This is a genomic window from Cyanobium sp. PCC 7001 (assembly GCF_000155635.1).
GTDB lineage: Bacteria > Cyanobacteriota > Cyanobacteriia > PCC-6307 > Cyanobiaceae > NIES-981.
Genome location: NZ_DS990556.1, coordinates 2,814,397 through 2,832,412, shown reverse-complemented (window position 1 = coordinate 2,832,412; position 18,016 = coordinate 2,814,397). Strand labels below are relative to the sequence as shown.

Sequence of the window (18,016 nt, the reverse complement as noted above, 5' to 3'; positions counted from 1 at the left end):
TGATTCCCAGACGCTCTTGACTTTGGCGTAACACCAAGGCCTCCAACGCCGGAAATCAAGCCTCCATGAGATGCTTTCTTTCCAGACTCACCTATGCAGTTGTCAAGGTTCTGCTGGCTCCTCCCGATCCACGTCCGTTGCTCACGTCCGTTGACCAGGTGAATCCAGCATCAGCTCAGCCGTGATCCCTTGCTGGAATCAGGAATGAGCGGAGGCTAGATTCCTCAGCCGTCCCGCGTCGTCCTCACGACGTCGCGACACCTCACCGTCTCTTGGTCACCCTCCCTCCTCTCGCTTCCTGGCGATCGGGGTCCTTGGCGCTGATCTCAAGCTCACAGCAACCCAACCGGGCTGCTCCTCGCTCGCCATCACGCCCTGCGTCAGTGGAGGTTAGCGGACTCGAACCGCTGACATCCTGCTTGCAAAGCAGGCGCTCTACCAACTGAGCTAAACCCCCAGCTAGCAAGTCCTGCCTGCTTAGCAGGCGGCGAATGGGCCATCCTGGACTTGAACCAGGGACCTCACCCTTATCAGGGGTGCGCTCTAACCACCTGAGCTAATGGCCCAGGAAGTGATCTCCCTCCTCGCTTCTCCCTTGCGGGATCCACAGCTCGGGAGCTCGTGGGGTGACCTAGACAACGTTTAGGAACTGAAAAAGATCGCACAGCCTCCCTGGTTCCATCCCCGCTCAGCCCCATCCTTGCGGATTGGGCTGCTCAGCTCTGGCTCCAGCTTGCCGTGCCTCTCCTTGAGGTACCGATCGACCTTCGAGATGACAGGACCGTGGCCTGAGATCAAAAATGCTCAGACATCACGATCAGTTGTGTCTCCCTGTTAGGAGGTGATCCAGCCGCACCTTCCGGTACGGCTACCTTGTTACGACTTCACCCCAGTCATCAGCCCCACCTTCGGCGTCCTCCTCCACAAGGGTTGGAGTAACGACTTCGGGCGTGGCCAACTTCCATGGTGTGACGGGCGGTGTGTACAAGGCCCGGGAACGTATTCACCGCAGTATGCTGACCTGCGATTACTAGCGATTCCTCCTTCACGTAGGCGAGTTGCAGCCTACGATCTGAACTGAGCCACGGTTTATGGGATTTGCTAGCTCTCGCGAGTTTGCTGCCCTTTGTCCGTAGCATTGTAGTACGTGTGTAGCCCAGGATGTAAGGGGCATGATGACTTGACGTCATCCACACCTTCCTCCGGTTTATCACCGGCGGTCTCTCTAGAGTGCCCAACTCAATGCTGGCAACTAAAGACGTGGGTTGCGCTCGTTGCGGGACTTAACCCAACATCTCACGACACGAGCTGACGACAGCCATGCACCACCTGTCTCTGCGCTCCCGAAGGCACTCCCAAGTTTCCAAGGGATTCGCAGGATGTCAAACCCTGGTAAGGTTCTTCGCGTTGCATCGAATTAAACCACATACTCCACCGCTTGTGCGGGCCCCCGTCAATTCCTTTGAGTTTCACACTTGCGTGCGTACTCCCCAGGCGGAACACTTAACGCGTTGGCTACGACACCGAGGGGGTCGATTCCCCCGACACCTAGTGTTCATCGTTTACGGCCAGGACTACAGGGGTATCTAATCCCTTTCGCTCCCCTGGCTTTCGTCCATGAGCGTCAGTTATGGCCCAGCAGAGCGCCTTCGCCACTGGTGTTCTTCCCGATATCTACGCATTTCACCGCTACACCGGGAATTCCCTCTGCCCCTACCACACTCTAGCCTTCTAGTTTCCATTGCTGAAATGGAGTTAAGCTCCACGCTTTAACAACAGACTTTCAAGGCCGCCTGCGGACGCTTTACGCCCAATAATTCCGGATAACGCTTGCCACTCCCGTATTACCGCGGCTGCTGGCACGGAATTAGCCGTGGCTTATTCCTCAAGTACCGTCAGATCTTCTTCCTTGAGAAAAGAGGTTTACAGCCCAGAGGCCTTCATCCCTCACGCGGCGTTGCTCCGTCAGGCTTTCGCCCATTGCGGAAAATTCCCCACTGCTGCCTCCCGTAGGAGTCTGGGCCGTGTCTCAGTCCCAGTGTGGCTGATCATCCTCTCAGACCAGCTACTGATCGATGCCTTGGTAGGCTCTTACCCCACCAACTAGCTAATCAGACGCGAGCTCATCCCAAGGCGAATACTCGTTTCACCTCTCGGCATATGGGGTATTAGCGGCCGTTTCCAGCCGTTATCCCCCTCCTTGGGGCAGATTCTCACGCGTTACTCACCCGTCCGCCACTCACCCGAAGGTGCGTTCGACTTGCATGTGTTAAGCACGCCGCCAGCGTTCATCCTGAGCCAGGATCAAACTCTCCGTTGTAGTCCGGTCCTCTCGAACCAGCAAAATTCCTTCCGCTGGCCCTCAACTCGGCTTGCTCACTCCCAAACTCAGCGCTGCCACACTCCAATAAGCATCGCAACACCGCTTCAGTCGTGGCCCCATTGTCTTCACAATGGTTTCAAAGAGTGCACGACCCACCAGCCGATCAACACGCAACCTGAAAAATTCTCATCCTCAAGTCCCGTCCTCATCCTCTGGCGTCCCGTGACTTTCCCAGATCTCAGATCCGGTTCGCTTCCGGCTCCAACAGACTCTTTCCATGCACAAGCGCTCCGTGATAAAGCTCTCGTCCACTCGCCTGTCAGCGCCAGTCGCTGTGTTCTTTTGACGGGACCTCACACCCCCACTGCTCGTTCGTCATCCATCCCCTCAGATCTCTCCAGCACCCACACCGCCCTCTCAGGCAGCACGCACGCTCTCCAGACCCTCAAGAACCCATGACGCAGTGGAAGCGTCAGTTCCTAAACGTTTCGGTTGTCCAGGTTCCTCCACCTCCACCCCAGTTACCCGGAGCTCTCGGTGGACGCCGCCTTCTCAGGCGACCCAGAAAACTTACATCACCGGCAGCTCACAGCCTCGCGGCCTTCGCTCCCTCCGTAAGCCCTGCTAACCCCCTTCAGGGGCGCAGTCCAAAACCTTAGCACCTAGGGGAGGTACCGTGCGTCGAGGTGGTTGCCGGGGGCCGGAGCTGTGGCTCGGACCGGGTCACAACCTGCTCAGTGGCTGGCCTGTGCCACGATCCGAACCCTGTCCTGCCTGCCCTCCCCCGCTGTGACCCTGCGGCTCACCAACACCCTCACCCGCCGCACCGAAGCCTTCGAACCGCTGCAGCCGGGCACCGTGAGCATCTACTGCTGCGGCGTGACGGTCTACGACCTGTGCCACCTGGGCCACGCCCGCAGCTACATCGCCTGGGACGTGCTGCGCCGCTACCTGCTCTGGCGTGGCTACGCGGTGACCTTCGTGCAGAACTACACCGACATCGACGACAAGATCCTGCGCCGTGCCGCCGAGGAAGGCAGCTCGATGGAGGCGGTGAGCGCCCGCAACATCCAGGCCTTCGAGGCCGACATGGCCCGCCTCAACATCCTGCCGCCCGACCGGATGCCGCGGGCCACCCGCAGCCTCGAGGCGATCCGGGCCCTGATCCAGGAGCTGGAGGCCAGGGGGGCCGCCTACTCCGCCGATGGCGACGTGTATTTCGCCGTGATGCGCCACGCCGGCTACGGCAAGCTCTCCGGCCGGGAACTGAGCGAACAGCAGAACAACGCCGCCGGGCGGGTGGCCGACGCCGAGGAGGCCCGCAAGCAGCACCCCTTCGACTTCGCCCTCTGGAAGGGCGCCAAGCCCGGTGAGCCCAGCTTCCCCTCCCCCTGGGGCCCCGGCCGGCCCGGCTGGCACATCGAGTGCTCCGCCATGGTGCGCGAGGAACTGGGCGACACGATCGACATCCACCTGGGTGGGGCCGATCTGATCTTTCCCCATCACGAGAACGAGATCGCCCAGTCGGAAGCGGCCACGGGCCGGGAGCTGGCCCGCTACTGGCTGCACAACGGCATGGTCAACGTGGGCGGGGAGAAGATGAGCAAGTCGCTCGGCAACTTCACCACCATCCGCGGCCTGCTGGATTCGGGCATCAGTCCGATGACGCTGCGGCTCTTCACCCTGCAGGCCCATTACCGCAAGCCCCTGGACTTCACGGCCGAGGCCCTGGACGCGGCAGCCGCGGGCTGGAGCGGCCTCAACGCGGCACTCGGTCTGAATGGCGGCGAGGACGGCTCGGCGGGTCAAGAGAAGGCAACGGAACCCGAGGCGATCACGGCGGTTCCCATCGCCACCGATCCGGCCAGCCTCAGAGAGGAGCTGGCCGCGCTCCAGCGCCGCTTCATCGCCGCCATGGACGACGACCTCAACACGGCGGCGGCCCTGGCGGTGCTGTTTGAGCTGGCCAGGCCCCTGCGGGGGCTGGCCCACCGGCTGGAGCGGGGGGATCCTGCCGCGGCCGTGGAAGCCGGCCAGCCTGAGATCGCCTCCCGCAGCCGCCTGCTGCAGGAGCTGGCGGCCGTGCTCGGCCTGCGGCACGAGCCCTCGGCTCCACCCCAGACGGCCAAGGGCACCGGTGAGGGGGGGGCCACCGAGGAGCGGATCGCGGCGCGGATCGAGGCGCGCCGTGCCGCCAAGGCCGCCCGCGACTTCACCGAGGCCGACCGGATCCGGGCCGAACTGCTGGCCGAAGGCATCGAGCTGATCGACCGGCCCGGCGGTGTGACCGACTGGCTGCGGCGCTGATCACGCTGCGGCACCGATCAGGGCCTGGGCTGATCGGCCATCAGCCGCTCGATGCGGCGGATGCGCTGCAGGGTGGTCTGCCACACCTGGAGCCGGAACGCCTGACTGCCGTCCCCGCTCTGCACAGCCTGGCGGCAGCCCTCCACCAGCGCCTCGATGTTCTCGCGACGCTCGAAGGCGTCCCAGAGCTGCCGCTCCAGCTTGGCCCGCTCGATGAAATTCCAGCGTTGCAGCCACGCGGGCAGTGGCGCCATCCGGGGGCTCCCGACTGCAGCCAGTTAAGCCTCAGCCGCTCCAGCTGCGCACCAGATCCACCACCGACACCACCAGGCCGGCCGTGATCGCCGGCGGCGACACCCAGCGCAGGGCCCAGAGCAGCGGCAGCACCAGCGCCGGAGGACTGCCGCCCTGGTGCAGATCGGCCAGGAAGCGCGACGGTGCCCCCCAACCCAGCAGCAGGGCCATGGCCAGACCGCCGCTGATCAGCACCACGCCACCGAACACCGCATCCATCTTTTCCAGCACGGCCACATCGAGGGCGGAGGGCAGGCCCAGCAGGGCGATCAGCACCACCAGCAGCCACACCGTGAACCGACGGCTCAGGCCGAGCCGGTCGATCAGCGAACTGGTGGGCACCTCCAGCAGCGAGACCGAGGAGGTGATGGCCGCGATGTAGGCCAGGCAGAAGAACAGCACCGCCACTACCCGCCCGCTGGCCCCCAGTGAGGCCAGGCCCGTGGGCAGGGCGATGAACAGGGTGCCCACGGTGCTGCCGCTCACCACATCCCCCAGCCCGAAGCTGGCCACCACCGGAAAGGTGACGCAGCCCGCCATCAGACCCACGGCGGTGTCCATCCCCACCACGCAGGCCGCCTCGCGGGGGATCGGGCTGCGGCGATCGAGATAGGCCGCGTAGGCCAGGATCGCGCCGATGCCGGTGCCGATCGAGAAGAAGGCCTGGGTGAAGGCGTTGCGGATCGTGGTGGGATCGGTGAGCTTGGCCGGATCCCAGCGCAGCAGGAAGGTGCGGTAGCCCTCGGCCGCACCGGGCAGGGTGAGCGCCCACACCAGCAGGCCCAGCAGCAGCAGGAACAGCAGGGGCATGCCCCAGCGGCTGAGGCGCTCGATGCCGCCACGGATTCCGGCCGCCACCACCACCCCGGTGAGGGCCAGGCTGAGCAGATGGGCCACCACCGCATCACCGCCGCTGCTGATGGCGGCGAAATAGGCCTCGGCCGCCGCCATGTCGGCGGGCAGACCGGCGGTGAGGGCATGCAGCAGGGAGCGGCCGGTCCAGCCCATCAGCACGGCGTAGTAGGCCAGGATTCCCACAGCCGCAGCCATGTAGAGCCAGCCCAGCGGTGCCCAGCGGCGGCCCCCCGCCGTGATCGGCGCCAGCAGGGGGGCATGGCCGGTGCTGCGGCCCAGCACCATCTCGGCCACCAGCACCGGCAGGCACACCACCAGCACGATCAGCAGGTAGAGCAGCACGAAGGCGCCGCCGCCCCCCTGGGAGGCCCGATAGGCGAAGCCCCAGAGGTTTCCGAGGCCCACGGCACTGCCTGCGGCGGCCAGCACGAAGCCCAGGGAGGAGCCCCAGTGTTCGGGCGGGTGGCCCCGACCGGGCTGGCCAGTCGCGCTGCGGAAGCTGGGCATGGCGTGTTCAGGGATCGCCCCAGTGTCCGGCACACCGCAAGCGCAGCGGAGCACCGCTGTGGGGATGGTGGAACCGCAGGCCGAGGGCATGGAGGCGCAGCCGCCCCGACCCGGGGTCTGCGGCGGCATCGGCCGGGCCATAGAGCGGGTCGCCCAGGATCGGGTGGCCGATGGCAGCCAGGTGCGCCCGCAGCTGATGGGAGCGCCCGGTGCGGGGAAGCAGCAGCAGGCGCGTCGATGCCGGGCCCAGGGCCAGCCGGCGCCAGAGGGTGAGGCTCGGCTTGCCCCCGGGCACCACGCCGTAGCGGGGCGGACGGGTGCTGACGCGGGCGAGGGGCGCGTCGATGCATCCGCGGCGCCTGGCCAGCTGACCGTGCACCTCGGCCACGTAGGCCTTGCGCACCAGGCCGCGCTGGAACTGGAGGCTCAGGTGGCGATGGCTGGCGGCATCGAGCGCCAGCAGGAGCAGCCCCGAGGTGTCGCGATCGAGCCGGTGCGCCAGCCGGGCCGTGGGCCAGCGCTGCTGCAGTCGGCTGAGGGCCGAGTCCCGCAGGGCGGGGCCGAGGCCAGGCTGACTGAGCAGTCCGGAGGGCTTGTGCACCGCGAGCAGCCAGGCATCGGCATGCACCAGCTCCAGGCCCCACCGCGCGTCGGGCGGTCCAACCGGCGTGGCTGCCGCCCTCACCCGCTCAGCCGCCCATCTCCTCCACACCCACCCGGGCCTGCAGGGCTTCGAGCCCCACCACCAGGGCCACGCCGATGCCCATCAGCAACAGGGCGGCGGCGAGGGCCGAGGGGCTGGCGGGCGCGGCCAGGGCATCACGCAGCACCACCAGCTTCCCCTTGGCGTTGATGGTGGTTTCCAGCACGGTGCGGAACGGCCAGATCTTCCAGAGCGATCCCACCATGAAGCCCACCAGCAGGGCCACCGTCTGGCCGTGCCAGCGGTGCAGCAACCAGCGCAGCAGCCGCACGAACAGCAGCAGACCGCTGATGCAGCCCAGGGCAAACGGCACCAGGGTGGCCAGATCGAGCCCCTTCACCGCCTCCATCACGTGCTGGTACTGGCCCAGCACCAGCAGCAGGAACGAGCCGGAGATCCCCGGCAGGATCATCGCCATGATCGCCACCCCGCCACTCCAGAAAATGGTGAAGGGGTCGTGGGGCATGGTCACCGGCACCCGCGTGACCAGCAGCAGAGCGCCGATCACCCCCAGGGCCATGGCCACCAGGCCGCTGGCGCCCCAGTGGGCATGGCGGGCGATCAGCACGATCGAGCCCACGATCAGCCCGAAGAAGTAGGCGAACAGCAGCACCGGATGGTGCTCGTACAGCCAGGTGATCGGCCGCACCAGGAGCAGCACCGAGGCGCCGATCCCCACCAGCAGGGGCACCAGGAAGCCCAGCTGCACCCGCGAAGCCGCCTGGCGCCAGGCGCCCCGGCGCAGCAGGGCAAGCAGCTCCAGATCGAAGCCGGCGATTGCCTCCAGCAACCGGCCGTAGATCCCCAGGATGAAGGCCATGCTGCCCCCCGACACGCCGGGCACCACATCGGCGGCCCCCATCGCCAGACCGCAACCAATCACGTAGGGCACTGACGGCGCGGTGGCCATGGGCGAACCGGTGGGACACTTGGAGCGCCGCAACCTTAGGGAGCCCCGCCGTGAAAGCCATCAGCGTGCTCGGTTCCACCGGTTCGATCGGCACCCAGACCCTCGAGCTGGCCTGCGAATTCCCCGACCGCTTCCGGGTGGTGGCCCTCACGGCCGGCAACAACCTCGACCTGCTGCTGGAGCAGATCCTGCGTCACGCTCCCGAGGTGGTGGCCCTGGCCGACGCCGACAAGGTGCCCCAGCTGCGGGAGCGCCTGGAGGCCCTCGATCCGTCGCTGCAGCCCGCCAGGCTGCCGGAACTGCTGGGCGGACCCGAGGGCCTCTGCGCCGCGGCCGCCTGGCCCACGGCCGACCTGGTGGTGACCGGGATCGTGGGCTGCGCCGGCCTGCTGCCCACCCTCGCCGCGATCCGCGCCGGCAAGGATCTGGCCCTCGCCAACAAGGAAACGCTCATCGCCGCCGGACCGGTGGTGCTGCCCGAACTGGCGAAATCCGGCTCCCGGCTGCTGCCGGCCGACTCCGAGCACTCCGCCATCTTCCAGTGCCTGCAGGGCACTCCCTGGGCCGACACGGCGCGGCTGAGCACCGGTGTGCCCACGCCGGGCCTGCGCCGCATCCAGCTCACCGCGTCCGGCGGCGCCTTCCGCGACTGGGACCCGGCTGATCTGCCCAAGGCCACCGTGGCCGATGCCACCAGCCATCCGAACTGGAGCATGGGCCGCAAGATCACGGTGGATTCGGCCTCGCTGATGAACAAGGGCCTGGAGGTGATCGAGGCCCACTACCTGTTCGGCCTGGATTACGACGCCATCGAGATCGTGATCCACCCCCAGAGCATCATCCACTCGATGGTGGAGCTGGCCGATTCCTCGGTGCTGGCCCAGCTGGGCTGGCCCGACATGAAGCTGCCGATCCTCTACTGCCTGAGCTGGCCCGGTCGCCTGCCCACCCCCTGGCGTCGCCTGGATCTCACCGACGTGGGTTCGCTCACCTTCCGCAAGCCCGACCCGGCACGATACCCCTGCATGGAGCTGGCCTACGCCGCGGGCCGCGCCGGCGGCACCATGCCCGCGGTGATGAATGCGGCCAACGAGGAGGCCGTGGCGCTCTTCCTCGAGGAACGGCTCCACTTCCTCGACATCCCGAAGCTGATCGAACAGGTGTGCGACCGCCACCGGGAGGACCGGATGGACAGTCCTTCCCTGGAGGATGTGCTGGCGGTGGACGGCTGGGCACGCCGGGCGACCCACGAGGCGGCCGCTGCGCTGGAGGCCCGCCTGCCCGCCACCCTGCCGGCCTGAGCCATGCCCGGGACTCCGGCCACCGCTGGGCAGCCCGTGGCCCATCACCTGCTCCTCTGCGCCACCCCCACCAAGCCGCTCTGCTGCCCCGATCCCGCCGTGGGTGCCGCCAGCTGGGACACCCTCAAGCGGTTGGTGCGGGAGCTGGGCCTCGAGGATCCGGGCCGCGAGGGAGGCATCGTGCTGCGCACCAAGGCCGACTGCCTGCGCATCTGCGCCGAGGGGCCGGTGCTGCTGGTGTGGCCCGAGGGAATCGTCTACGGCGGCGTGACGCCTGAGCGGATCGAGCGGATCGTGCGGGAGCACGTGGTGGGCGGGGAGCCGGTGGAAGATTGGATCGCGCGAAGGCAGCCGTTTTGGCGCGACGGCTCTCCCCAGGCGCGGCACGCTCAGCCCTGAACCAGCCGCTGGGTCAGGCGATCCAGCCAGGCCGTGCCGAGGCGATCGGCCCAGGAGCCCCTGGTCCCGTCGCGTCGGCCATGGAAACCGTTGTGGCCGCCCTGCCGGGTGAGCACCACCTCGAGCGGGCCTGGACCAGGGGAGCGGCCCCCCGAGGCGACGGCGGCGGCCAGCTCCAATGTGGGACCTGCGGGCACCCAGGGATCATCCAGGGCATGCACCAGCAGGGTGGGCGGCAGCCCTTCCCCCTCCTGGAGCCTGGTGCGGAGGGCGGACAGCGGTGAAGCCTGCCGGTAGTAGTGCTCCACATCGGCGTAGCCCCAGCGGGGTGCCGTGATGGCGGCGTCGAAGGCGCGGATGCTCCCGGGCGCGTTGCCGCCCTCAAGATCGCGTCGCTCGTGCGGATCCAGGCCGAAGGGGTCGTGCAGGGTCTCGGCCATCAGCCGTTGCAGCAGCCAGCGCTGGTAGAGACGGTTGCGGGGCCGCTCGATCTGGGCCGAACTGACGGCCAGATCCAGAGGGCTACTCACACACACCAGGCCCGCCAGCAGGGTCGGCTCCGCCAGGGCGGCATTGAGCAGCACGGTGCCCCCCAGCGACAGGCCCACGGCCAGCAGCGGCGCCGGAGCCGCCAGGGCAGCGGCCTGCCGCAGCACCGGCAGGAGGTCACGGTTGCAGCAGGCGGCATAGGTGCCGCGGGCCAGGGGGCGGCCAGGTCCGGCGCCACGCAGGTTCAGGCGCAGGACGGCAAAGCCGGCCTGCTGCAGCAGCTGCCCCAGGCGGCGCACCCCGCCGCGGCGGCTGCTCCCCCCCAGACCGTGCAGCACCAGCACCCAGGCCCGGGGCGGCGCCTCCTGGCTGGAGCCCGCAGGCCTGGGCGGATCCAGGCTGGCCATGAGCCGCTCGCCCGCCTCCAGATCGAACAGGTGAGGGATGCCGCGATCGGGCCCCAGCGCCAGCGGGCGCAGGCTGTCGCGCAGGGTCTGGAGATCGGCACCCAGCCAGGGGAAACGGGGCTGGAAGGGCTCCAGGTCAAGGGAGGCCAGCAGCGGGCCGGCCCCGAGGGGGTGGGCCACCCGGGCTCAGGACGCCACCTTCTGACGCCCGACCCCCAGCTCCCGCAGTTCCGAGAGCAGGCCATTGAGCACCGCCTTGGCGTCGCCGAACACCATGGCGGTCTGGGGCAGCTCGAACAGCGCATTGGCGATGCCGGCGTAGCCGGCGCCGAGGCTGCGCTTCACCACGAACACCTGGCGGGCCTGATCCACCTCCAGCACCGGCATGCCGTAGAGGGGGCTGGCGGGGTCGGTCTTGGCATCGGGGTTCACCACGTCGTTGGCGCCCAGCACGATCGCAACATCGGTGCGGGGGAATTCTGGGTTGATCGCGTCCATCTCCTGGAGCTGCTCGTAGGGCACGTCGGCCTCGGCCAGCAGCACGTTCATGTGGCCCGGCATGCGGCCCGCCACCGGGTGGATGGCGTAGCTCACCTCGGTGCCGTTGGCTTCCAGCACCTTGGCGAGTTCCCGCAGGGCGTGCTGGGCCTGGGCCACGGCCAGGCCGTAGCCGGGCACGAACACCACCCGCTCGGCGTTCTCCAGGGCCAGGGCGCACTCTTCGGGGCTGCAGCTGGTGATGTGGGTGTAGCCGGCTTCGCCGCCGCCGCCGCCCACCTTGGCCGCAGCGCCGAGCGCGCCGCCGAACAGCACGCTCACCAGCGAGCGGTTCATGGCCGTGCACATCACCTGGGTGAGGATCAGGCCCGCCGCGCCCACCATGGCGCCGGCCACGATCAGCAGCTGGCTGCCCACCACGAAGCCGGCCGCCGCCGCCGCCACGCCGGAATAGCTGTTCAGCAGGGAGATCACCACCGGCATGTCGGCGCCGCCGATCGGCAGGGTCACCCCCACCCCCAGCAGCAGGGCGCTGGCCACCAGCACGGCCAGCACCGCACCGCCGCTGTGGCTGGGCAGCAGCACGGCCGCCCCCAGGGCCACGGCCGCCAGGGTGAGATTCACGCCGTGGCGCAGGCTGCTCTGGGTCCAGGAGGGCGTGTCCAGCCAACCCTGCAGCTTGGCCATGGCCACGATCGAGCCGCTGAAGGTGATGGCACCCACCACCACCGAGATCGCGATCGACACCTGGGCGACCAGGTCGGAGGCGTCGGCCTGGAACAGGGCCACGCCCACCGCCACCAGCAGGGAGGCCAGGCCGCCGCAGCCGTTGAACAGGGCCACCATCTCGGGCATGGCCGTCATCGGCACACGCCGGGCCGTGATCAGGCCCGCCAGGCCACCGGCGGCGGCGCCGAGGGCGATGCCGGCCCAGGCGATCGGCGCCGGACGCAGCTGGATCAGCAACCCCGCCACCGCCAGGCCCATGGCCAGGGCCGCCAGGCCGTTGGCGGAGCGGGCGGAGCGCACCTTGGAGAGGCCCTTGATGCCCAGGGCGAGCAGCAGCACCGCCCCCAGGTCGATGGCCACGGGAAATGCGGCAGCCAATGTGTCCATCGTGATCGGTTGCGGGAAGAGGCGAAGAAGGAAGAGAGAGGAAGAACGAGCGAGCGGAACGGGAACGGCCTGGCCGGCTCAGCGCGGCTTGCGGGCGAACATGGCCAGCATCCGGTCGGTCACCAGGAAGCCCCCCACCACGTTGAACAGGGCGAAGCCGAGCGACAGGGATCCCAGCAGCAACAGCACCGGACTCTCGCCCGCCTGGGCGATCAGGGTGAGGGAGGCCAGCACGGTGATGCCGCTGATGGCGTTGGCACCGCTCATCAGCGGCGTGTGCAGGGTGGGAGGCACCTTGCCGATCAGTTCGAGGCCCAGCAGGCTGCCGAGCAGCAGCACCCAGAGCGATTCGGAGAGGCTGCTCATGCGCCCGCCCCCACCAGCTGGGGCTCCTCGGCGGCCACGCCCACCACATCCGGGCGCCAGCAGCGCCCGGCGTGGGTGATCAGGCAGCCGGCCACGATCGGATCCTCCCGGTTCAGGCTGAAGCCCTGAAGCCCAGCCTCCACCTCCGCTTCCGCGGACGGCAGGGTGAGCAGGTGCTCCAGCAGCGCGGCCACGTTGCGGGCGTAGAGGGCACTGGCGTGGTTCGGCACGCTGCTGGGCAGGGCGTCGGCCCCGATCAGCTGCACGCCGTTGCGCAGCACCGTCTGGCCGGCAACGGTGCAGGCGCAGTTGCCGCCCTGCCCCACGGCCAGGTCCACGACCACCGAGCCCGGCCGCAGCCGGTCCAGCATCGCCTCGCTGATCAACCGCGGCGCCGGCCGTCCCGGCACCTGGGCTGTGCAGATCACCATGTCGGCCTGGGCCAGCTGCTCCTCGAGCTGCTGGCGCTGGGCCGCCAGGAAGGCCTCCGTGGCGGCCTGGGCATAGCCACCCACCTCAGCCGGGGTGTCGCCCAGCTCCGGAGGAGCCACGAAGCGGCCCCCCAGGGATTCCACCTGCTCGCGGGCGGCGGGGCGCACATCACTGACGTACACCACGGAACCCAGGCGGCGGGCGGTGGCCAGGGCCTGCAGGCCGGCCACGCCGGCGCCCAGGATCAGGGTGCGGGCCGGCTGGATCGTGCCGGCGGCCGTCATCAACATCGGCACGTAGCGGTCCAGGGCCGCCGCCGCCAGCAGCACCGCCTTGTAGCCGGCGATGTTGGCCTGGGAGGAGAGCACGTCCATGGTCTGGGCCCGGCTGGTGCGGGGCAGCAGCTCCAGGGCCATGGCCGACACCTGGCGCCGGTTCAGGGCTCCCACCAGCGCATCGGCGCCGTAGGGGGCCAGCAGACCCACCAGCAGGGCACCGGGGCGCAGCTGCTCCAGCCGTTCCTGGGCGGGAGGCTGGACGCAGAGCACCCCATCTACCTTCTCCCAGGAGGGGGTTTCGGGGGAGAGCAGTTCGGCTCCGGCTTCGGCGTAGGCCCGGTCCTGAAAGCCCGAGGGCTCACCGGCGCCGGCCTCGACCGCCAGGCGCAGGCCCTTGGCCGTGAGTCTCTGGACGGTTTCGGGCGTGGCGGCCACCCGCGCCTCGCCGGGCCGGTATTCCCGGGGAATCAGGAGCTGGGGGGGAGATGGGGACACCGTTGCTTCGCATGGTCCTGCTTCCATTAGGAAGCGGGTGGCCGCAACCGGCAACGACTCCGCCACGAATGTGCGGGCTTGACCACGCAGACCGGGCCGGCACGGGGCTGATCTGAAGAGCTGCATCAGAGCAGCGGCGTCAGAAGATCGGCAGCAGCTCCTGCTCGATGCTGATCGCCAGGGCGCGGGCCTGGCACCGGTGCAGCAGCCGCGCCCGCAGGATGAGCGGGTCGATGTCGCAGTCACGCCGCCAGCAGAGTTCCAGATGGCGGCGCTGCCACGACGCCCAGGGGCGGCGGGTCTCGGGAGGGGAGGGCATGACCGATGGGGTGGAGGAGCAGGTGCCCGGAACCTAGGCAGAGCCGGGGAACGGCCCATCAGCGAGAACACCTATTCCTGTTGCCTGCTCCGTTGCGTGCTCGCAGGCCCGGCTTGGCCTGGTGCGGGTTGCTGCCGGGCTGGACAGCACCCGGGACAATGGCCAGCGCACGGAGGGCTATGGCCAACCTGTCGTTCGACCTGGTCCAAGGCCGCCCCCCGCAGGCCGGCTCGGCCCCCCGTGGCCTCCAGCCACGCCAGTGGCAGAGCCGGCTGGTGCAGCTGATGCGGGCGCGGCTGGTGCAGGAGCGGCCCGGGGGCCAGGACGTGCTGATCCATGCCGGCCCCGGCGCCGGCAAGACCCTCGGCGCCCTGCTCGGTTTCCAGCGCCTGCATCAGGAGGGCCGCCTGGATCGGTTCCTGGTGTTCTGCCACCGCGCCTCGATCGCACAGCAGTGGCAGGCGGCCGCGCGTCGCCTTGGCCTGCAGCTGGAGCGCTGGGATCCGGAACTCGACCTGAATCCCCTGAGCGCCGGGCCCACCTGCCAGGGCCTGGTGCTCAGTTACCAGTCCGCGGCCCGGCACCGGCAGCGGCTGGAGGCCGCCTGGAACGACCCCTGGCTCGCCACCGACGGCGCCCCGGGCCATCCGGACAGCGGCAGCCGCTGGCTGGCGATCGCCGATGAGGTGCACCATCTGGGCATCGACCCGGAGGAGCCGGAGGCGGCCGCCTGGGGCCATGCGTTCGGACGTCTCACGGAGACGGCAGCCCTGAGGCTGGGACTCACGGGCACACCGTTCCGAGCCGACAACCTGGCGTTCTGCGCGGCCCGGCGCGAGCGCCTGCGCCAGGGCGATGAGGTGGTGGAGCGGATCACGCCGGACCTGAGCGTGGAGCCGCGCCAGCTGATCGCCGCCGGGGACGTGCGCCCTCTGGAGTTCCGCTTTCAGGACGGCTGGGTGGAGCATGGGCGGCCAGCCGACCCGGAGGGGCTGCAGCACAGCGACACGGAGACCTCGCCCCTCTCGGCCGAAAGCCGCGAAAGCTGGCGGGCCCGGAACCTGCGGCGCGCGATCCGGCTGGGCGATTCCAGCAGCATCGCCCTGCGCATGCTGCTCAGCGCCCGCTCCCGCCTGGAGCGGGTCCGCCGCGAGCATCCGGAGGCGGGCGGCCTGGTGATCGCCCGTGACATCAACCACGCCGGCCAGGTGAGGGATCTGCTGGTGGAGCAGGGCGACCGGGTGCATCTGGTGCACTCCCAGGATCCCGACGCCTCCGAGCACCTGCGCGCCTTCCAGGACGGCGATGCCGACTGGCTGGTGAGCATCGACATGTGCGCGGAGGGCTTCGATGCTCCGCGGCTGCGGGTGGTGGCCTACCTCACCACCGTGGTCACCCGCAGCCGCTTCGTGCAGGCGATCACCCGGGCCGTGCGCATGGACGCCAGCCGTGCCTCCCTGGAGGCGATTCCCCGGCATCCCTCCTACGTGTTCGCCCCCGCCGATCCGCTGCTGATCGCCTACGCCCGCAGCTGGTCGCTCAGCGAGCCCTACCTGCTGCGCGGCCGCCCCTTGATCACCGATGCGCCCGGCCACGGCGGCACTCCTGGCAGCCTCCAGCCCCTGGAGGCGATCGACGAGGAGGCCGGTGCCGTGATCCGCCTGCGCGGCCCCCAGCTGCCGGGATTCCTGCAGCGCCCGGCCTGAGCAGAGCTCAGAGGGCCCCGTGCGGCCTGGATGGGGGCGTGGGCGCTGGAGAGAGAATCGGTACGTTTTCAACACATCCCCTTGCGAAATGCGGCCGCATCGGCGATGGGGATTGAGACGTTGTGTCAACCACTACGCCAGTCGGGACGACGGCCCGCCAACGTGGTGCCACATATGGAGTGGATCGGGATCATGGAAGCCCCACTGAATCGCCGACTCACCGTTGCCGTGAGCTGGGCCCTGGCCCGCCGGGCCACCCTCGATGCCCTCGAGCAGTACGAGGAGAGCTACGCCCTCACCGAGGAATTCCGGGAGTGGCTGCTGGGAGTGGAGGATCACCCCCAGCTCCTGGAACTGGGGATGCTGATGGTGCCAGCGGACCTGACCAAGGGCGCCAACCCCGAGATCGACGGCATTCTTGAAATCTGAACAAAAGCTTAAGGCCTCGGGCGTCCTCCTGATGCCCCAGCGGCAAGCCCCGATCGCCTAGGGTTAACTCATAGTCAATCCGCTTAAGCCGTGTCCGACGCGCGTTCCGGCGCTGCAGCCGCCCCTGGCGCCGCCCCCAGACCCGACGTCGAAAACCTGGTGATCGTGGGCTCGGGCCCGGCCGGCTACACCGCCGCCATCTACGCCGCCCGCGCCAACCTCAACCCGCTGATGATCACGGGCTTTCAGGATGGCGGCATCCCCGGTGGTCAGCTGATGACCACCACCCACGTGGAGAACTACCCGGGGTTCCCCGACGGCATCCTGGGGCCCGATCTGATGGACCGGATGAAGGCCCAGGCCGAGCGCTGGGGCACCACGCTCGTGCTCGCCGACGCAACGGCGATCGACCTGTCCCAGCGGCCCTTCCGGATCACGGCCGACGGAACCACCTACCTGGCCCAGAGCCTGATCCTGGCCACCGGCGCCAGCGCCAACCGGCTGGGCCTGCCGCAGGAGGAGCGGTTCTGGAGCAGCGGCATCAGCGCCTGCGCCATCTGCGATGGCGCCACGCCCCAGTTCCGCGATCAGGCGGTGGCCGTGGTCGGCGGCGGTGACTCCGCCTGCGAGGAGGCGGTGTACCTCACCAAATACGGGGATCACGTGCACCTGATCGTGCGCTCCGACAGGCTGCGGGCCAGCAAGGCCATGGCTGACCGGGTGCTGGCCAACCCTTCCATCACCGTTCACTGGCACCGCCAGGTGGTGGACTGCAGCGGCACGGACTGGCTCGAGGCGATCACCCTGCGTGACGCCATCAGCGGCGCCACCGAGGAGCTCGCCGTGAAGGGCCTCTTCTACGCCATCGGCCACACCCCCAACACCCGCCTGGTGCGGGATCAGCTTGAGGTGGATGCCCACGGCTACCTGGTCACCCGACCGGGCCGGCCCGAAACCAGCGTGGAGGGCGTGTTCGCCGCCGGCGATGTGGCCGATGCCGAGTGGCGCCAGGGCATCACCGCGGCCGGCAGCGGCTGTCAGGCGGCCCTGGCGGCCGAGCGCTGGCTCAGCCATCACAACCTCGCGGTGGAGGTGAAGCGCGAGGCGGTGGATCCCCAGGAGGTGGGTGAACCCAAACGCACCGCCGAAAGCGACGAGGCCAACTACGACCCGCACGCCCTCTGGCAGAAGGGCGGCTACGCCCTGCGCAAGCTCTACCACGACAGCGACAGGCCTCTGCTGGTGGTCTACACCTCACCCACCTGCGGCCCCTGCCATGTGCTCAAGCCCCAGCTGAAGCGGGTGCTGGATGAGCTGGGCGGCGGCGCCCAGGGCGTGGAGATCGACATCGAAGCCGACCAGGAGATCGCGGTTCAGGCGGGGGTCACGGGAACGCCCACGGTGCAGCTGTTCTTCCGCAAGGAACTGAAGCAGCAGTTCAAGGGGGTGAAGCAGCGCAGCGAGTTCAAGGCGGCCATCGAAGCGCTGCTGGCCGTTCCCGCCTGAGCCCAGCGGGAGCCCGCCCGGTGCAACCCGGCTGGCTCAGCGGCGCCGGGGCCCCCCGGGGCGGTTGCCGCCCGCCCGCGGGCCGGTGGCTCCGGCATTGCGCTCCCGGTAGGTGATGCGGCCGCGGGTGAGGTCGTAGGGGCTGATCTCCACCAGCACCTTGTCGCCGGCGAGGAGCTTGATGCGGAACTTGGTGAGCTTGCCGGCCGCACGGCACAGGCACTGGTGACCAGCCGGCTGCTCCAGGGTCACCAGGTAGAACCCGTTGCCCTGTTCTTTCTCGATCACACCGGAGGTCTCAATCATGCGGCGAGGCGCTCAATCCATGGAACAGCAAGTCCCAGCTTAGGCGCCGCCCGCCGCCAGGCCCGGCCGC

16 protein-coding genes, 2 tRNA genes and 1 rRNA gene are annotated in these 18,016 nt (G+C 68.9%); 6 read left to right on the top strand and 13 right to left on the bottom strand.

What is annotated here, in order from left to right; translation table 11 throughout:
* Positions 1-384: 384 nt before the first annotated feature.
* The 3 genes from CPCC7001_RS13825 to CPCC7001_RS13815 all read right to left on the bottom strand — a co-directional run bounded on the left by CPCC7001_RS13825 (position 385) and on the right by CPCC7001_RS13815 (position 2,320).
* Positions 385-457 (bottom strand) — tRNA-Ala (locus CPCC7001_RS13825).
* Positions 458-492: 35 nt separating this feature from the next.
* Positions 493-566: transfer RNA gene (locus CPCC7001_RS13820), tRNA-Ile, on the bottom strand.
* A 268-nt stretch (positions 567-834) separates the two neighbouring features.
* A 16S ribosomal RNA gene (locus tag CPCC7001_RS13815) occupies positions 835-2,320 on the bottom strand.
* Between the two features lie 792 nt (positions 2,321-3,112).
* Here CPCC7001_RS13815 and cysS point away from each other — a divergent pair.
* Positions 3,113-4,630 (top strand): cysteine--tRNA ligase, encoded by a 1,518-nt coding sequence (cysS, locus tag CPCC7001_RS13810; protein WP_006909852.1) that lies wholly within the window; start codon positions 3,113-3,115, stop codon positions 4,628-4,630.
* 17 nt (positions 4,631-4,647) lie between these two features.
* Here cysS and CPCC7001_RS13805 read toward each other — a convergent pair whose 3' ends face one another.
* From CPCC7001_RS13805 to CPCC7001_RS13790, 4 genes are read right to left on the bottom strand one after another with little or no spacing between them, the layout of a single operon-like run.
* Positions 4,648-4,884 (bottom strand): hypothetical protein, encoded by a 237-nt coding sequence (locus CPCC7001_RS13805; RefSeq protein WP_006909868.1) that lies wholly within the window; start codon positions 4,882-4,884, stop codon positions 4,648-4,650.
* A 31-nt stretch (positions 4,885-4,915) separates the two neighbouring features.
* On the bottom strand, positions 4,916-6,286 hold the full coding sequence (locus CPCC7001_RS13800) for a sodium-dependent transporter (protein ID WP_006911462.1): 1,371 nt from the start codon (positions 6,284-6,286) through the stop codon (positions 4,916-4,918).
* Between the two features lie 7 nt (positions 6,287-6,293).
* The gene (locus tag CPCC7001_RS13795) at positions 6,294-6,971 is read right to left on the bottom strand and encodes an RluA family pseudouridine synthase (protein ID WP_225867258.1); all 678 of its coding nucleotides are present in this window, start codon (positions 6,969-6,971) and stop codon (positions 6,294-6,296) included.
* Between the two features lie 4 nt (positions 6,972-6,975).
* The gene (locus tag CPCC7001_RS13790; RefSeq protein ID WP_071778326.1) at positions 6,976-7,899 is read right to left on the bottom strand and encodes a DUF368 domain-containing protein; all 924 of its coding nucleotides are present in this window, start codon (positions 7,897-7,899) and stop codon (positions 6,976-6,978) included.
* A 50-nt stretch (positions 7,900-7,949) separates the two neighbouring features.
* Between CPCC7001_RS13790 and CPCC7001_RS13785 the strand changes: the two genes are divergently transcribed.
* Positions 7,950-9,200: a 1-deoxy-D-xylulose-5-phosphate reductoisomerase gene (locus CPCC7001_RS13785; protein WP_006909794.1), complete on the top strand. Its 1,251-nt coding sequence runs from the start codon at positions 7,950-7,952 to the stop codon at positions 9,198-9,200.
* A 3-nt stretch (positions 9,201-9,203) separates the two neighbouring features.
* Complete coding sequence (locus tag CPCC7001_RS13780; RefSeq protein WP_043369177.1) at positions 9,204-9,599, top strand: ferredoxin; 396 nt, start codon at positions 9,204-9,206, stop codon at positions 9,597-9,599.
* Here CPCC7001_RS13780 and CPCC7001_RS13775 read toward each other — a convergent pair.
* From CPCC7001_RS13775 to CPCC7001_RS13755, 5 genes are all read right to left on the bottom strand, one after another.
* Positions 9,590-10,675 carry a YheT family hydrolase gene (locus tag CPCC7001_RS13775; RefSeq protein WP_006910701.1) on the bottom strand — a complete coding sequence of 362 codons (1,086 nt, stop codon included), beginning with the start codon at positions 10,673-10,675 and terminating at the stop codon, positions 9,590-9,592. The genes CPCC7001_RS13780 and CPCC7001_RS13775 overlap by 10 nt on opposite strands.
* Before the next feature lie 6 nt (positions 10,676-10,681).
* Entirely contained in the window at positions 10,682-12,109 is a 1,428-nt protein-coding gene (locus CPCC7001_RS13770) for an NAD(P)(+) transhydrogenase (Re/Si-specific) subunit beta (protein ID WP_006911243.1), read from the bottom strand.
* Between the two features lie 78 nt (positions 12,110-12,187).
* Positions 12,188-12,475: an NAD(P) transhydrogenase subunit alpha gene (locus CPCC7001_RS13765; RefSeq protein ID WP_006909833.1), complete on the bottom strand. Its 288-nt coding sequence runs from the start codon at positions 12,473-12,475 to the stop codon at positions 12,188-12,190.
* Entirely contained in the window at positions 12,472-13,707 is a 1,236-nt protein-coding gene (locus CPCC7001_RS13760) for an NAD(P) transhydrogenase subunit alpha (RefSeq protein ID WP_050757156.1), read from the bottom strand. The genes CPCC7001_RS13765 and CPCC7001_RS13760 overlap by 4 nt, the downstream gene beginning before the upstream one ends.
* Before the next feature lie 112 nt (positions 13,708-13,819).
* Positions 13,820-13,999, bottom strand: a complete 180-nt coding sequence (locus CPCC7001_RS13755) for a hypothetical protein (RefSeq protein WP_006911297.1) — start codon at positions 13,997-13,999, stop codon at positions 13,820-13,822.
* Positions 14,000-14,178: 179 nt separating this feature from the next.
* On the opposite strand from CPCC7001_RS13755, the gene CPCC7001_RS13750 reads away from it, so the two are divergent.
* The 3 genes from CPCC7001_RS13750 to trxB all read left to right on the top strand — a co-directional run bounded on the left by CPCC7001_RS13750 (position 14,179) and on the right by trxB (position 17,640).
* Positions 14,179-15,705: a DEAD/DEAH box helicase gene (locus CPCC7001_RS13750; RefSeq protein ID WP_006911281.1), complete on the top strand. Its 1,527-nt coding sequence runs from the start codon at positions 14,179-14,181 to the stop codon at positions 15,703-15,705.
* A gap of 192 nt (positions 15,706-15,897) precedes the next feature.
* Positions 15,898-16,134, top strand: coding sequence for a hypothetical protein (locus CPCC7001_RS13745; RefSeq protein ID WP_043370211.1), 237 nt, complete (start codon positions 15,898-15,900; stop codon positions 16,132-16,134).
* A 90-nt stretch (positions 16,135-16,224) separates the two neighbouring features.
* The gene (trxB, locus tag CPCC7001_RS13740; RefSeq protein ID WP_050757155.1) at positions 16,225-17,640 is read left to right on the top strand and encodes a thioredoxin-disulfide reductase; all 1,416 of its coding nucleotides are present in this window, start codon (positions 16,225-16,227) and stop codon (positions 17,638-17,640) included.
* 36 nt (positions 17,641-17,676) lie between these two features.
* Here the strand turns inward: trxB and infA are convergent, their stop codons facing one another.
* The gene (gene infA / locus CPCC7001_RS13735) at positions 17,677-17,946 is read right to left on the bottom strand and encodes a translation initiation factor IF-1 (protein WP_006911497.1); all 270 of its coding nucleotides are present in this window, start codon (positions 17,944-17,946) and stop codon (positions 17,677-17,679) included.
* Positions 17,947-18,016 lie beyond the last annotated feature (70 nt).

Excerpts from the sequence above, each read along its gene's own strand:
- CPCC7001_RS13750 (WP_006911281.1), top strand. The coding sequence starts at position 14,179 with ATGGCCAACCTGTCGTTCGACCTGGTCCAAGGCCGCCCCCCGCAGGCC.
- CPCC7001_RS13765 (WP_006909833.1), bottom strand. The coding sequence starts at position 12,475 with ATGAGCAGCCTCTCCGAATCGCTCTGGGTGCTGCTGCTCGGCAGCCTG.
- CPCC7001_RS13770 (WP_006911243.1), bottom strand. The coding sequence starts at position 12,109 with ATGGACACATTGGCTGCCGCATTTCCCGTGGCCATCGACCTGGGGGCG.
- infA (WP_006911497.1), bottom strand. The coding sequence starts at position 17,946 with ATGATTGAGACCTCCGGTGTGATCGAGAAAGAACAGGGCAACGGGTTC.
- CPCC7001_RS13790 (WP_071778326.1), bottom strand. The coding sequence starts at position 7,899 with ATGGCCACCGCGCCGTCAGTGCCCTACGTGATTGGTTGCGGTCTGGCG.
- CPCC7001_RS13745 (WP_043370211.1), top strand. The coding sequence starts at position 15,898 with ATGGAAGCCCCACTGAATCGCCGACTCACCGTTGCCGTGAGCTGGGCC.
- CPCC7001_RS13780 (WP_043369177.1), top strand. The coding sequence starts at position 9,204 with ATGCCCGGGACTCCGGCCACCGCTGGGCAGCCCGTGGCCCATCACCTG.
- CPCC7001_RS13760 (WP_050757156.1), bottom strand. The coding sequence starts at position 13,707 with ATGGAAGCAGGACCATGCGAAGCAACGGTGTCCCCATCTCCCCCCCAG.
- CPCC7001_RS13755 (WP_006911297.1), bottom strand. The coding sequence starts at position 13,999 with ATGCCCTCCCCTCCCGAGACCCGCCGCCCCTGGGCGTCGTGGCAGCGC.
- CPCC7001_RS13805 (WP_006909868.1), bottom strand. The coding sequence starts at position 4,884 with ATGGCGCCACTGCCCGCGTGGCTGCAACGCTGGAATTTCATCGAGCGG.
- CPCC7001_RS13800 (WP_006911462.1), bottom strand. The coding sequence starts at position 6,286 with ATGCCCAGCTTCCGCAGCGCGACTGGCCAGCCCGGTCGGGGCCACCCG.